This window comes from Pandoraea faecigallinarum (assembly GCF_001029105.3).
Classification (GTDB): Bacteria; Pseudomonadota; Gammaproteobacteria; order Burkholderiales; family Burkholderiaceae; genus Pandoraea; species Pandoraea faecigallinarum.
Window position 1 is genome coordinate 58036 of sequence record NZ_CP011808.2, and the last position, 13552, is coordinate 71587.

The 13552-nt window shown below is 57.3% G+C and carries 10 protein-coding genes, 1 tRNA gene and 8 pseudogenes; 12 read left to right on the forward strand and 7 right to left on the reverse strand.

The features are described 5' to 3' along the window. Nucleotides 1–50 precede the first annotated feature (50 nt). Entirely contained in the window at nt 51–1961 is a 1911-nt protein-coding gene (locus AB870_RS23290) for a metallophosphoesterase family protein (RefSeq protein WP_047909307.1), read from the forward strand. Between the two features lie 345 nt (nt 1962–2306). Here AB870_RS23290 and AB870_RS23295 read toward each other — a convergent pair. The 4 genes from AB870_RS23295 to AB870_RS23310 form a co-directional block, all read right to left on the reverse strand. Continuing rightward, nucleotides 2307–2379 (reverse strand) — tRNA-Lys (locus tag AB870_RS23295). A gap of 44 nt (nt 2380–2423) precedes the next feature. Next, nucleotides 2424–2987, reverse strand: a complete 564-nt coding sequence (locus tag AB870_RS23300; RefSeq protein WP_047909415.1) for an Hsp20/alpha crystallin family protein — start codon at nt 2985–2987, stop codon at nt 2424–2426. Between the two features lie 159 nt (nt 2988–3146). After that, nucleotides 3147–3554: an Hsp20/alpha crystallin family protein gene (locus tag AB870_RS23305; RefSeq protein WP_047909308.1), complete on the reverse strand. Its 408-nt coding sequence runs from the start codon at nt 3552–3554 to the stop codon at nt 3147–3149. Between the two features lie 28 nt (nt 3555–3582). After that, nucleotides 3583–4026 carry an Hsp20/alpha crystallin family protein gene (locus AB870_RS23310; protein WP_047909416.1) on the reverse strand — a complete coding sequence of 148 codons (444 nt, stop codon included), beginning with the start codon at nt 4024–4026 and terminating at the stop codon, nt 3583–3585. A gap of 245 nt (nt 4027–4271) precedes the next feature. On the opposite strand from AB870_RS23310, the gene AB870_RS23315 reads away from it, so the two are divergent. Together AB870_RS23315 and AB870_RS27480 are read left to right on the forward strand one after the other, a co-directional pair. Then, the gene (locus AB870_RS23315; protein ID WP_047909309.1) at nt 4272–4655 is read left to right on the forward strand and encodes a hypothetical protein; all 384 of its coding nucleotides are present in this window, start codon (nt 4272–4274) and stop codon (nt 4653–4655) included. Nucleotides 4656–4912: 257 nt separating this feature from the next. Further along, nucleotides 4913–4996 (forward strand): annotated as a pseudogene (locus AB870_RS27480) (recombinase family protein); the annotation flags it as partial. Between the two features lie 4 nt (nt 4997–5000). On the opposite strand, the pseudogene AB870_RS23320 reads toward AB870_RS27480, so the two are convergent. Next, nucleotides 5001–5267, reverse strand: a pseudogene (locus tag AB870_RS23320) (transposase); the annotation flags it as partial. 19 nt (nt 5268–5286) lie between these two features. Between AB870_RS23320 and AB870_RS23325 the strand changes: the two are divergent. Beyond that, nucleotides 5287–5589, forward strand: a pseudogene (locus AB870_RS23325) (DDE-type integrase/transposase/recombinase); the annotation flags it as partial. Between the two features lie 165 nt (nt 5590–5754). On the opposite strand, the gene AB870_RS23330 reads toward AB870_RS23325, so the two are convergent. Beyond that, nucleotides 5755–6708: a hypothetical protein gene (locus tag AB870_RS23330; RefSeq protein ID WP_157112501.1), complete on the reverse strand. Its 954-nt coding sequence runs from the start codon at nt 6706–6708 to the stop codon at nt 5755–5757. Nucleotides 6709–7569: 861 nt separating this feature from the next. Between AB870_RS23330 and AB870_RS23335 the strand changes: the two genes are divergently transcribed. After that, nucleotides 7570–8212 (forward strand): IS6 family transposase gene (locus tag AB870_RS23335; RefSeq protein ID WP_418304019.1). Its coding sequence is split into 2 segments (ribosomal slippage): nt 7570–8169 and nt 8171–8212, totalling 642 coding nucleotides; the frame shifts between segments, so codons are not numbered across the junction. 55 nt (nt 8213–8267) lie between these two features. On the opposite strand, the pseudogene AB870_RS25855 reads toward AB870_RS23335, so the two are convergent. Beyond that, nucleotides 8268–8399 (reverse strand): annotated as a pseudogene (locus tag AB870_RS25855) (IS3 family transposase); the annotation flags it as partial. A 58-nt stretch (nt 8400–8457) separates the two neighbouring features. Here AB870_RS25855 and AB870_RS23345 point away from each other — a divergent pair. The 7 genes and pseudogenes from AB870_RS23345 to AB870_RS23380 all read left to right on the forward strand — a co-directional run bounded on the left by AB870_RS23345 (nt 8458) and on the right by AB870_RS23380 (nt 13433). Further along, nucleotides 8458–8775, forward strand: a complete 318-nt coding sequence (locus AB870_RS23345) for a type II toxin-antitoxin system RelE/ParE family toxin (RefSeq protein ID WP_047909312.1) — start codon at nt 8458–8460, stop codon at nt 8773–8775. 3 nt (nt 8776–8778) lie between these two features. Further along, nucleotides 8779–9075, forward strand: coding sequence for an addiction module antidote protein (locus AB870_RS23350; RefSeq protein ID WP_047909313.1), 297 nt, complete (start codon nt 8779–8781; stop codon nt 9073–9075). 43 nt (nt 9076–9118) lie between these two features. Next, nucleotides 9119–9609 (forward strand): annotated as a pseudogene (locus AB870_RS23355) (IS6 family transposase); the annotation flags it as partial. A 74-nt stretch (nt 9610–9683) separates the two neighbouring features. After that, nucleotides 9684–9995: pseudogene (locus AB870_RS23360) on the forward strand (helix-turn-helix domain-containing protein); the annotation flags it as partial. Nucleotides 9996–10059: 64 nt separating this feature from the next. After that, nucleotides 10060–11240: pseudogene (locus AB870_RS23370) on the forward strand (IS3 family transposase). A 335-nt stretch (nt 11241–11575) separates the two neighbouring features. Beyond that, a pseudogene (stbB, locus tag AB870_RS23375) lies at nt 11576–12281 on the forward strand (StbB family protein). Between the two features lie 132 nt (nt 12282–12413). Beyond that, nucleotides 12414–13433: an IS110 family RNA-guided transposase gene (locus AB870_RS23380; protein ID WP_047905322.1), complete on the forward strand. Its 1020-nt coding sequence runs from the start codon at nt 12414–12416 to the stop codon at nt 13431–13433. Nucleotides 13434–13552: the final 119 nt, after the last annotated feature.

The following is a 13552-nucleotide window of genomic DNA, read 5'->3' on the forward strand; positions in this document are numbered from 1 at the left end:
TTCGCGCGTTCTCCCCGCTCAAGCCACTCACCTCCAGGAGTCTCGCCGTTATGCCAACTTTGGGAGAACTCATCAGCCCGAGATTAACGAAAAGCCCTACGGGCCCCGCGTCCACAGAGCCGAACGACCTCGTCATCGACCCACAGTACACCAACGCACTCGACACGTTATCGGAAGCGCTGGTTGCGTTGGAGGATGACATCAATCGGTCTGTGAAGAACGATTTTGATCGCGGAGGAGTGCGTCGTTGTAACGACACAATCGACAAGTTGAAAGCACAGTGCACGCAACCTGCGGTGAAACGCGACGCCCTAGTCACCTCCCTGGCGAGCGTGGCGGCATCTGTAGAGGATGTGCGACAAGAAGTACAGACCCGAAAAGACACGCTGGCGCCAGGCGTGGCGGAGAGGTTACTCGGGAAGCTGGGTATCCTATTGGGCATATTGGTCGGCGTAGCTGTCTTCACCGCTGCACCCTATTTGGCGCCAGGCGCGGCAATACTGGGCGTGGCCAAAGTGGGGGCGGCGAGCACGCTCGTGGCAAGCGTCATCGGGCAGGGCTGGGCGATGGCTCGCGCGAACAAGTACCAAAATGTTGCGGAAATTGAGTCCAAGCTGGAATCCATGAGAACCGCGATGATTCGCGCGGAAGCCGAGTGCACCATGGAGGGTATTAAAGCGTCTTTAAAAGATGATCAACAAGCTTTAACCTGTTTTGAATCACTGCTCGATATCCCTGACGTTGACAAGCCCCCGGGCAGCGTTGCCCCACCCAAGATCATCGTGAGCGGCGATACTGACGGCAGTACACTGCGCGCGATTTTGCTGGGCATTCAGGCCGGCGTGATCCACATAAAAACCGATGAAGGCCGGGCACTGCTATGCCGCCTTCTTAAGGCAGAAGCTGCAGCGGCGGCGCAGATTAACGCTGAAGGTACTCCGCTTAAGGATTTTCAGAAAAATGAAGATTATCAAAATGACCTTGCGGAACTGGAAAACCATCTGGATTTCCGCCGAGGCGTCACGGAACTCATATTTGTGGGCGATGTTTGCCACGATCGTTATTCTTTAAATAAAGATGTGGATTTCTCAATACGTAAGAAGATGCATGACTGCGGTGTTATTTACATTTTCGGCAATCATGACGATCCTCGGGTGCTGCAGCCTTATAGAAGACCGGATCGGCCAGATGCATTAGATGAGATGTTCGGAGAATACGCGAAGAATGGCATGACCGTCGACGCCATGGAAGCCCACGCAAAAGAAATATTCTGGCGGCGAGCTTACTGGTCGGAGTCCACGCAGACATTGATCACGCATCAAGGCTTGGAACCTGGCCCGGGCGGCACATTAAAGCACCCAGACGGGTATTTCCGCGCCGACAATTACAAGGGCAAGGGAAAAAAACTTGCTGACGATATTAACGCAAGGAAAGGCATCAATCTTGTCAAGAAAAATAACGATTATACCTTTGAGGAAAGAATGATGGTTCTGGATAGATTCTTTCAACATCCAGCATCATCTTGGTATCAAGCACGGGGAATTATTCCTTTTCCTCAACGAATGCCAAGCTACAATTGCCCAGTGCCGGGGATTCCTTGGTACCAAAATTTGGATAAAACGAAAAAGGGCCATGAGGAGTGGCCAGAGTTTTTAGAATGGGTGAAAACCGCTGACGGGATCGATTGGCGTGTTTGCGCACAACTTGCCGAGGACTGGGAGGCTCAGATTTATATCCAAACAGCCTGCCGACCTAGCTACGACCATATGACCTACCTTGGCGGTCTGATACAGGGCCGTGCGGTGCGAGGTCACGAGGGAAAAACTGTGTTCGGCGACGTCGCGGTGGACTTAAATGCGCGGGCTGGAGCTGACGGCAGACAAGTTAAGGCCAGCGCTGCCGCATTTTACGGTCCGCGCCCCCTCGCTCGCCCCGCTCCCCCTGTACACGGCTACGCGTGAACCGACCAAGGATCTGTGAAGCACCCCGTCCCCCATCTTCACATTATCCTCGAGCGTCGGCCTATTGCGACAAAACGTTGCTGACGCCTTGCTCTCAACTCCGGCGCTATCTGCTGAGAAATCCGCGGTTTGCATTCGAAAGCTCGTTGGCTTCTTCGGCGTGCTCATGCATTCCCGCAAGCATATAGCGGTGCCCTCAAGAAACGGATTTTTACGTACGTTAGCGGCAAGCTGAGACCACAGCTCGTCCTGACGGCCTGAAAAGATCCTTACTTCCCCTGACCGGCCGCCTGGCATCCTGTCCTGTCGCGCCGGCAATGTCCGACACAATCGTGTACACAGGGGTAGGCCGTACTGGATTCGAACCAGTGACCAACGGATTAAAAGTCCGCTGCTCTACCTGCTGAGCTAACGGCCCGGTTCGCCCCGATATCCATCCCCTACCGGCGATTTTCTTTGCCCCTAGCCGATATCGATGGTGCGGCTCGCGGATCTCGACGGCTCCGATTTCGGTACGGTCAACGTGAGCACGCCGTTGTTGAACTTTGCCAGGGCGTGATCAGGGTCGGTATTTTCCGGCATCGGGATCGTGCGCACGAAGCTTCCATAGGCGCGCTCAAGCCGGTAGCAGCCGTCTTCCTCGCTGTGCACGTCCTGCTTTTTCTCGCCGCGCAACACGAGCGCCCCATCCTCCACGGTGACGTTCAGATCCTCCCGCTCCATTCCGGGCAGTTCGACGGTTACGCGCAGCACCTGCCCCTCATCGACCACGTCGATGCGTGGCTGGAAGCGCGATGAACTGAAATCGCCAAACCATCGTTCGAGCGCACCACGGCCTGCAAACGGGTCATGAAAGAACTCCTCCACTGCACGCCACGGGTCGCGCGAGAAAAGTCGTGGAATGTCAGGCCACGAGGCACGCCACTGTTCGCTCGGTGGGGGACTTTCCGGTCTGTCCGCATCGGACTTGCGCCCCGCGCCACGAAGGAACTTGAAGGGGTTCCACTTCTTCAGGTCAGTGTTCATCATATCCTCCTCTACGGTCTGGCAGGGGGGGATATTGAAGCCGCGACTCCGCCGCCTACCGACACTTAACGTCCCGCATCCGGGCCTCCCCGGTCGGATGGTGGCGGTCAGACGACCGCCACCGGTTTTCTCCCTGTCATTGCTGCCCGCGTGCTGACTTCAGTTCGTACGCACTTCGATCCGGCGCGGACGGGCTTCGTCGCGGCGCGGTATGGTCAGCTTCAGCACGCCGTCCTTCAGGTTTGCGTCGATTTTCGTTGCGTCGAAGTCGGCCCCAAGAGAGAACGCCCGGGCGAAGTGAGGTTGGCGAATCTCCGCGTGTTGCAGGCGCAGCCCCGCCGGCGTGGGCACGACCGCCTCGGCCTCGATGTACAGGGTGCCATCGTGTACCTTCACATCGAGCCGGTCCTTTGTCACGCCGGGCAGATCTGCCCACAGGGTGACGCCCTGGCTATCCTCGAAGATGTCCACGGGCGGCGTTAGCGTGATCCGACGTTGCGACTGGTCGTCTTCGCGACGGGCCACCGCCGTTTCATCTTTCCTGGCAAGTTCTGTCGTGTCGTTCATGATGTCCTCCTCGGTTCTGCGACAGGTTTCATTGAACGGTGATGGCTCGCGGTTTTGATGTTTCCCGCTTGCCAATGCTCACGGTCAGGCAGCCATTGCTGTACTGCGCCGTGGCCTTGTCGGGGTCCGCATGCTGTGGCAGTTCAATGACGCGCCTGAAAGCGCCGACGAACCGTTCCTGCGCATAGGTACGGGCGTCGTCGCTGGCCGCGTCCGGCTGTGCGGTCTGGCGCTCGCCGCTGATGGTCAGCAGCCCCTTGTCGATCGATACGTCGAGGTTTTTGGGATCGACACCCGGCGCGAACGCGACGACCTCGATAGAGTCGTCAGTCGAGCCGATGTTGACCTGCGGGAAGGCACCGAGGCGCCCGGAACGGATGCTGGAAGGGAAACCGCCGAAGAGGCTCGCCATCTGCCGTTGCAGACGGTCGAACTCGCCGAAAAGGTCGGTCCCGAAGTAGAGATCGCTCATGGTCATTTCCTCCTTCAAAACCAGCAGGAAGACGAACCGGCCTACGCGCTCCAGTCCGTCTGCCGTGCTGCGGGCAAACAAATCGAAACACGCAGCGCGCCGAACTGCTGGCGCGACTGCCTGAACGGCATTCAAGATAGGATCTTGCGCGGAAATTTCAAGGGGTATTGTGATTTTCTGTTCTTGAATTCGGATGGCCAAATCCCTATCTTCAGGACGCTCCTGACGGACCATGCGAGGACACCATGGAATTCGAATACGATTGGCTGACCCTTGGCCAGCACCGAATCCGGTTGCGCTCAACAAAGGGTTTCCCGACCGAGACGATGCGCACGGCGGTTGAAGTAATCCGACTGGCGATCGACAGCAACATGAGCGCCCGTGCGCGGCTGGTTGAAGTGGTATTGCGGCAGGAATCCGCTTACGAGATTGCGGTTGGCACCACCTTCGCCGAGGACCGGCTATGCGCGCCGCAGCTGGAAGCGGCGATCGCGACGGTGCTCGGCCTGCAACTGGCGCAAATCAACATTGTTGTGACCGTCGTTACACAGGAGGAGGTCGACTTGCACTTCGGTGTGTACGAAAGGATGCTAGCGGAAAAGCTTGGCGTGGTGCCGCCGATCCAGTGACGCGCGCGGTAAGCATTGGAGCAGCGGATCGGCAAGAGGTCGATTGTCGGCGAGGCAGGCCGGCCCCCGTCCTGTGGCGAGCGTCGTGGGTCGGCTCACGGCCTTTGTCCGCAGGCAGTTGTCAGATGAAGCATAGCCTAACTGGACGTCAGGCGGGGCATGTCAAAGATGTCAGGATAGGGCCGTTCCTTCGATTGTTTGACGCCGGTCCGTCAAAGTCATAGATTCCAGCCTGACACCATTGCTGGAAACTCGCCATGAACGGTCAGCGCGTCGGCTACGTACGGGTCAGCACGTTCGAGCAAAACGCCGGGCGCCAGCTCGACGGCGTTGCGCTGGACCCATTAAACCTACCGCGGCCCTTTTTAAGATGTCGCGCTCCTCCTCGGTACGACGCAGTTGCGCCCGAAGTCGCAAAATCTCGCTCTTGGCCTCGACCAGCTCGCTCGCCTGCTTTTCGGTTTTGTCCGGGGTGACCGCCTTGACCCACTTGTAAAGACTGTGCGCTGAGACGCCAAGACGGGCGGACACCTCTGCAACGGAGTGGCCGCGTTCGACGATCTGGCGGACCGCCTCTTCCTTAAATTCCGGTGTAAATCGCTCTGCACTCATGGACCTCCTCCTATGCTCAAATCATAGGCCAGAAGTGCTTACGATCCCGGCAGCAGTTCACGCCGCGCTGCAGGCGCTAAACGCCGAGCGCGAGATACCCATCGAAATCCGCCAGAACAAGTACCTGAACAACCTCGTCGAGCAGGACCACCGCGCGATCAAACGGCGCGTCAGACCGATGCTGGGTTTCCAAAATTTCCGTGGTGCCCGCATCGTCCTGGGCGGCATCGAGACCATGCACCTGATTCGTAAGGGGCAAATGCTTGCCCCCAAGGGACGCCGTGTGTCCCCTGCTGAGCAATTCTATGGGTTGGCCGCGTAAAATCCAACGCGACCCTGGCTTCGCTTCGGCGTAACTTCGTTATCGCGACAGAACCTCATCTGCAGAACTCCCTCTTAACGAGAAAATTCTACTTCTCCTAGCCGTGGATTCCAGGGGGCATTACCGACGAACAAGCACGGCAAGCGCTATTTTGGCTACAAGCTCTCAGGCAGCGGGGCCAACGTTTAAATGATTTACCGAAGACAGTGCGCCACTAAGTTTATCGGTTTCGATTGTACCATCGGTCACAAGGCGCAATGACTCAAGGTTGTTTAGCTCCCGCAAAGGGCCTTCTAGGTGATCAAAGCCCTCTTGGGTGAGCTCTTTGCTGTCGCGCATATCGATCTCGACGTTTCTCAGGCTTTTTATCCCAGATATTCCGTTGAACAGAATTTTCATTTCATCGTCAGTTACGGAATTTTCCTCCATGATTATTTGAATTTTTTCTAAATTATTAAATTTCCCCAATTTTTCAAGTGACTTCCCCAAAGAACCAAAAACGTTTTTATCATCAAAAACGTAAGCCGTCCATTTAAAAACCAATATCAACTCTTTTAAGTTGGACAAATGCTTTAAACTATCAAAAACTAATTTTGAGCTTGCGAAATGATGTTCAGCGTGATATTTGGCGTTGCTACTCAAGCTAATATTCAAACCCAACCTTTCAATTTTTCGGCAGTCTGACCCCAAGATTTTCCCAAGCTCTTCATATTGCTTAGTCGAATTTATTTTTTCTGCTAATTCGACAAAAAGTTCGCGCAAGTTCGCCAATGAATAACCGGCGAAGAGTTGTTTTTTTAAAGTCTCTTTGTCGTTAAGCCAACCAGTACAGCACACCGCGGTCAGACTACTGACTTTCACTTGATGAATGGCGCGTCTCTTATCCATTGGCGGACTTGGCAACGCCATATCGCCCGGCGCCGGGTCAGTGTAGGCCTCCTTAACACCAGCCTCTCCTATCACAGCAAAATGGCCGTTGTGCTGCGGCGGAGCAGCTTCCCAGTTTTTACGGTTTATGGCTGCCTGTTCCAGGTCGTGTTTATTTTTCTCGTTCTCATCTACATCCGGCCCAGAAGTTTCGGTGGCGTTCTTGTTTTCTGTCGGGATGGCTAAATTCATCTGGTGATTAACAGCTTTGTATATTGTGATTGACATTTGTTTTATATGGCCTATTAAAAAACGAAATTTTTCAATGTGGTACACAACTCAAGCGACTGCCTGGCAACGCGGACATTGTCGTTAACTTCGCACTCACCATTAGAGGCCAGCACAAAGCCCTGCAACGGGGCGTTTAAATTTAACTTCAAGCTGTGAAGGACACCTGAAAAGCGAAAACCTAAGGATAGCAGCGCCAGATTGACGACATTCTGTGCCTCCTGATCGAACCTCTACTGCCAGCGGCGAAGCTCAAGCGAAAAGCAATCAACGTCGCCCGCGACTGCCCGATTGGGCAGCTTTGGAGAGCGTCCCGCTCGTACTCAAGGTCAGCAATCGCCGGGCATCTTTGCCGACTCGATTGTGCTTTAGCAGCGTCTCGGAATTTTTGTCAGCCAAGCCGCAGGCATGTTTTACAGCCATTGTCGGCCGCCCCGCTAAGGCCGCCATCAGGTGACCACCTGATATGACGCCGGTACCGGTGTACCGCGCGACGCCCCACCGGCCACGTTCGCGCGCTGCCGGCGTGAGCTCGATCCGATCCGGGCCGTCTCTGCCGGCTTCGCGGGTCTTCGTGGGGCTCCACGCCGAAACCGCCTATGAAAGGATCCTGCGTCGGATGTTTGTGACTTTGATTGGCACCGATTACGAGGACGGATCGAACGGCTTACATCACATCGTCCGTGATCGCCGTGGGCTTTGTTCAGATGGGTAAGAGTTTCCGTATTGCGGGTGCAACTATCCATTTTTGACGCAAACACAGGTTCCGTCGCAATAGGGGTAGTCAGGTAGACCCTACGATTTCGAGCACTGGGAACCCAGTCGATGAAGCGCGCAGCCAAACCGCCGAAAAAGCCCTTGCCCGCAGGCATCGCCAAGGTCCTGAAGCGGTTGCACTACCCGTTGGAGGTTATGTTGCAGTGCGTGCGCTGGTACGTGGCCTATTCGCTGAGCTCGCGAGATCTGGAGGAAATGATGGCCGAGCGAGGCGTGGCGGTGGACCACTCGACGATCCGTCGCTGGGTGATCAAGTTGCTGCCGGTTTTCGATAAAGCGATACGTCGCCGCCTGCGCCCAGTCGGTGAGAGCTGGCGCATGGACGAGACCTATATTCGGGTCAGAGGCCAGTGGAAATACCTCTACCGGGCGGTGGACAAGGCGGGCCACACCATTGATTTTCTGCTATGCGCGCGCCGCGATACCGCCGCCGCGCTGCAGGCGCTGGGCGCCCAGCGCGAGACACCCATCGAAATCCGCCAGAACAAGTACCTGAACAACCTTGTCGAGCAGGACCACCGCGCGATCAAACGGCGCGTCAGACCGATGCTGGGTTTCCAGAATTTCCGTTGTGCCCGCATTGTCCTGGGCGGCATCGAGACCATGCACCTGATTCGTAAGGGGCAAATGCTTGCCCCCAAAGGGACGCCGTGCGTCCCCTGCTGAGCAATTCTATGCACTGGCCGCGTAAAAACCAATCTGCCCCTGGCTTCGCTTCGGCGTAATTTCGTTATCGCGACAGAACCCTTCATCAGCGTGCCCACGTGCCGGCGCCCCACCTCGATGCCCTCGCGCCGCAGCAGACGAGCCAGCATGCGCGCTCCCGCGAACGGGAACTCAAGATGCAGCTCGTCGATACGACGCATCAAGCCGCGATCCCGGACATTGCCGATCCGACGGTAATCATTGCCATCCACGGTTGGCAATGTGTGAACTATGGATTACAATAACGGCATGATCCTAATCCGTACCACCGACGTATTCGACGCATGGTTCGAGAGCCTCAAGGACCGCATGGCAAAGCGCCGCATCCAAGCTCGCATTGATCGTTTGGCGATGGGCAATCCCGGCGATACCAACTCTGCCGGAGCCCCGATTACCGAATTGCGGGTTGATCACGGTCCCGGCTACCGCGTCTACTACGTGCAGCGCGGCGCTGTGATGGTCATCCTGCTGTGCGGTGGCGACAAATCAACGCAGGCATCGGACATCAAGGCCGCGCATCGGATGCTGCCCCACCTTGACATGGAGTGAGGGATGGAGAAAATCAAAACCCGGCCGTGGGATTCGGCCGAATATCTGAAGACCGAAGAAGATGTCACCGAATATTTTGAGGCATGTCTTCTAGAAGGCGGTGACGATCCCGCATTCATTGCTCAAGCACTTGGCGTGATTGCCCGCGCACGCGGTATGACGCAAGTTGCCCGCGATGCTGGTTTGACACGGGAAGGCCTGTACAAGGCGTTGTCGAGCGATGGCAACCCGAGCTTTGGAACCATTTTAAGAGTCATCAAAGCGCTTGGGTTGCAATTGCACGCAACGGCACATGCCTGAATGGCACTGTCACGTTATCGGTAAGTTCGCGTACGATGAAGCGATGAGAAAACCAAAATCGCTCTATCGCGGCCACCGATTCCCAGCGTCGGTCATCAGCCGTGCCGTGCGTTGGTACTTCCGATTTCAGCTCAGCCTGCGCGACATCGAAGCGTTGCTGTTCGAGCGCGGGGTGATAGTCAGCTACGAGACGATCCGCCGCTGGTGCGACAAGTTTGGCGCGGGTTTTGCCCACCGGGTCAAAGCGGCACGCTGCAAGCCCGGTAGCACGTGGCATCTCGACGAGATGTTTGTAAGCCTGCGCGGTGAGCAGTACCTGCTGTGGCGCGCCGTCGACGCGCATGGCGCGCAACTCGCATCCTGCTGCAGAAGCGGCGCGATAAGGCGGCCGCCAAGCGCTTCTTCAAGGGCGTGCTGCGCTCGAACCCGGTGCCGCACAAGATCGTGACCGATCAACTGCGCAGCTATGCGGCGGCTAAAGCCGACATCCCGGCGCTGGCCAATGTGAAGCATGTGTTTGTCAAAGTGTTAGCGCCGATGTAAAACTGACCCCCACGCGCCGAAGTAAACCTGACCCACCTGGGAGAGGATGGCGGTTTTTGCCGCCGATGCTGACTCAGGAGCAAGCAGTGGAAATCAAGGTATTGGCAAGACGCGGGACGTCGGTGCGGGAGATAGTGAGGCAGATGGGTGTCTCGCGCAACACGGTCCGGCGATACGTGCGTGACCAGCAAGCGAGCCGGTACAAAGAGCGAATGCCCCGGGCAACCAAACTGGACCGGTTCAAGGAATATGTGCAGGGTCGCATAGAGGCAGCACGGCCACACTGGATTCCAGCAACAGTATTGCTGCGCGAGTTGCGCGATGAAGGCTATGAAGGCGGCATCAGCCAGCTCAAGGCGTACCTCGCGCAATACAAGCTGACCCTGCCTCGATTTCACGTACACCAAGAAGTGGTTAACTTCTGAGGTACGGAGAATCGAAATGAAAGATGGGAAACTGCCCAAGCGGCAGTACACAGAGGAATTCAAGGCTGAAGCCGTCAGGCTTGCGGCGTCGGTAGGCGGGCACGAGGCCGCACGGCGCCTTGGTGTGCCGGTGGCCACGGTGGGCAACTGGTCAAGGCGCGGCGTTGCTTCGTCCGGCCCGGGCGGTGGGCCAGCCGCTGGAGAGGCGCCGGCCCGTCGCCCCGTCAGTGAGCTGGAGGCGGAGAACAGTCGCCTTCGTAGGGAATTGGCCGAAGCGAAGCTGGATGTAGAAATCCTGCGAAAAGCGACGGCGTACTTCGCCAAAGTGTCGCGATGAAGTACGCCTGGATCGACAAACATCGCGACCAGTACCCTGTCAACCGCTTGTGCCGCGTGTTGGGCGTATCGCGAAGCGGCTATTGCCAGTGGCGTGTGCGTCCACCGAGCTCCCGGGCGTTGGTCAATCAGGCCCTGGATGCCGAGGTGGCCGCCATCCACCAGGCCAGCCGCCGTAGCTAGGGCCGGCCTCGAATCGTCCAGAGACTGCGCCAGCAGGGCCAGATGGTTGGCGCCGAGCGGGTTCGCAAGAGCCTACGGCGCCAAGGGCTGAGGCCGGTGTACAGAAGGCCGTTCGTGGTGACCACCGACTCGGCACATCCTCTGCCGGTGGCCGCGAACCTCCTGGATCGGCGCTTCGACGGCTGGCAGCCCGATCAGGCCTGGGTGGCCGACATCACGTACGTGCCCACGGGCGAGGGCTGGTTGTACCTTGCGGCAGTGATGGACTTGGCTGGCCGGCGGATCGTGGGCTGGTCAATGTCCGAAGCGATAGATGCGAGCTTGGTGTGCGCCGCTCTGAAATCGGCATGGTGGCAACGCAAGCCGGACAAGGGCCTGCTTGTGCATACCGATCGCGGGTCGCAATATGCCAGTGGGCGCTACCGAGCGCTGGCTGGCGACCTGGACAACACGATGTCCATGAGCAGGAGAGGCAACGCTTGGGACAACGCGCCGATGGAGAGCTTCTTCAAGACGCTGAAGGTCGAGCGCATCTACCAGGTACGCTACGAAACGCGGGCGCAGGCCAGGCTGGATATCGTGGACTGGATCGAGGGTTGGTACAACCGCCAGCGCCTGCACTCGGCCAACGGCTTCCTTGCCCCTGTGGCGTGGGAGAATGCCTGCTTGGCTGCATGACTTGATGTACGTGGAAACGAGACAGGGTCATTAAGCCGGTTTAACCGATGAGCGCTGGGTAGCAGGACGATTAATTTTTACAGGATGACACGTCGAAAGGTTGCGCTGGCAATCGTATGTAATGACAAGACAGGTCGGACCGGGACTCGCTAAACCTGAATTTTCGGATGAGCTTCGAGCTCGCTAAGGAAATGAGGTGCGGGTCCGCGGATTTCATGGTGGGCCGCAGCGTATCAGGCTGCAAACAAGCCCGGATATGAAGCTGCAACCCCTCCTGTCACAGTCGGAACACACGAAAAACCGTCGCAAACGGGAGGCGTTCATATAAGCCGAAAATGAAAGTCGCCGTCTTAAATTTCAGCGGGAATCCGGGTAAGACCACGCTGGTTGATCACCTGCTCGCGCCGCGCATGAACGCGCCGAGGTTCGAGATCGAGACTCTCAATGCCGGCTCGGCCGACACCGGCGCGCTGCGCCTCAAAGGCCGCGACTACGGCGGGCTGCAAGAGGGCCTGATGACGCTCGACTCGGCCATCGTTGACGTGGGCGCGTCCAACGTCGCGGAATTCATCAAACAGATGGGCCAGTTCGAAGGGTCGCACGATGAGTTCGACTACTTCGTGGTGCCTGCGGTGAGCGAGAAAAAAGCAACAAACCGACACCGTGAACACGATTGAGACACTGGCTGGCCTCGGTGTGCCGGCACAGAAAATACGCGTGGTGTTCAACAAGGTCGAACTCGAAGACGCGAGCGACGTGCCGCGTCTGTTTCGGACGATCTTCGGCTTGCACGAGGGCACCCAAAGCTTCACGCTGCGAGCAGACGCCGTGGTGTTCAAAAACGAGATTTTCGAGCGGCTGCGGGGGCTGAACAAGTCCGTCGCCGACGTTGTCGCGGACGACACGGACTATCGGGCCATGCTGCGCGAAGCGAGCGACGACGCGGCCCGCTCGCGCGCGGTGAGCATGATCTCCGCTCAGCGCCTGGCCAGGTCGGCCCACAAGAACCTCGATAACGTCTACCGGGCGTTGTTCAGGTAATCGGGAGAATGAAATGAACGCGTCCCACCCCGTGACCGAGTGAGCAAAGGAAGGTGGATCCTCACGGGCCAACGGCATCGATGTGCCCAAAGTGGAAAATACGAAGTTTTCCAAAGCAACCGGAGGATCCGAGTGAATTGTACGGCAGTGGGTGTAGACATCGCGAAAAGTGTGTTCCAAGTGCATTACGTCGATCAGGAAACTGGCGAGATCGTGAACAAGCCGATCAAGCGGGCAAAGTTCCTTGAGCATTTTGCGAACCGAGCGCCGTGCCTGATCGGGATGGAAGCGTGCGGTGGTGCGCACCACTGGGCCCGGCAACTCGCGAAGCTGGGCCACGAGGTGAAGCTGATGCCGGGGGAGTTCGTAAAGGCTTTCAACATCAGGAACAAGAGCGATGCGGCTGATGCGAAGGCGATCTGGCTGGCCGTGCAGCAGCCGGGCAAGCCGGTCGCAGTAAAGACCGAAATGCAGCAAGCCATGCTGGGGCTGCACCGGATGAGACAGCAACTGATCAAATTTCGCACGATGCAGATTAATGCTCTGCGAGGGCTGCTAACGGAATACGGTGAAGTGATGGGCAAGAGTCGGGCGAAGCTCGATAAGGAAATACCCGCTGTGCTCGAACGGATTGCGGAGCGTTTGCCTGCCGTGCTGATCGATACGTTTCGCGCGCAGTGGAACGGACTGGAGAAGCTTGATGAGCAGATCGCTGAGATCGAGCGTCGGATGCGCGAGTGGAAGAAAGAGGATAAGGCGGTCAAGGCCATCAGCGAGATTCCCGGTGTTGGATTACTGACGGCAACAGCAGCTGTCGCGATGATGGGAGATGCGAAAGCGTTCAGTTCGGGACGAGAGTTTGCCGCGTGGGTTGGGATCGTGCCGAAGCAGACGGGTTCGGGCGGCAAGGTGAACTTGCATGGCATATCAAAGCGCGGCGACACATATCTGCGCACCCTGCTGATTCACGGTGCACGATCTGTGCTGACGCATGCGAAAGAGCCCGGTGAGTGGGTCGAACAAATCCAGAAGCGGCGGCCAAAAAATGTCGTAATCGTCGCGTTAGCCAACAAGATGGCGCGAACGATCTGGGCAGTTCTTGCCCATGACCGGCAGTACCAGAAGGGATACGTGAGCGTGAAACCCGTCTAAACGGGCAGCGCTTGCGTAGAGGATTAACGTTTAAACACAGGGTGAACGTCGAAAGGTTGCGCAGCAATCGAGTGTGATGACAAGCCAGGTAGGACCGGGACTCGCTAAACCTGAATGAT

What these genes read in the sequence shown, in the direction of transcription:
- AB870_RS23290 (WP_047909307.1), top strand. Translation starts at nt 51, where the DNA reads ATGCCAACTTTGGGAGAACTCATCAGCCCGAGATTAACGAAAAGCCCT.
- AB870_RS23300 (WP_047909415.1), bottom strand. Translation starts at nt 2,987, where the DNA reads ATGAACACTGACCTGAAGAAGTGGAACCCCTTCAAGTTCCTTCGTGGC.
- AB870_RS23305 (WP_047909308.1), bottom strand. Translation starts at nt 3,554, where the DNA reads ATGAACGACACGACAGAACTTGCCAGGAAAGATGAAACGGCGGTGGCC.
- AB870_RS23310 (WP_047909416.1), bottom strand. Translation starts at nt 4,026, where the DNA reads ATGAGCGATCTCTACTTCGGGACCGACCTTTTCGGCGAGTTCGACCGT.
- AB870_RS23315 (WP_047909309.1), top strand. Translation starts at nt 4,272, where the DNA reads ATGGAATTCGAATACGATTGGCTGACCCTTGGCCAGCACCGAATCCGG.
- AB870_RS23330 (WP_157112501.1), bottom strand. Translation starts at nt 6,708, where the DNA reads ATGAATTTAGCCATCCCGACAGAAAACAAGAACGCCACCGAAACTTCT.
- AB870_RS23345 (WP_047909312.1), top strand. Translation starts at nt 8,458, where the DNA reads ATGGATTACAATAACGGCATGATCCTAATCCGTACCACCGACGTATTC.
- AB870_RS23350 (WP_047909313.1), top strand. Translation starts at nt 8,779, where the DNA reads ATGGAGAAAATCAAAACCCGGCCGTGGGATTCGGCCGAATATCTGAAG.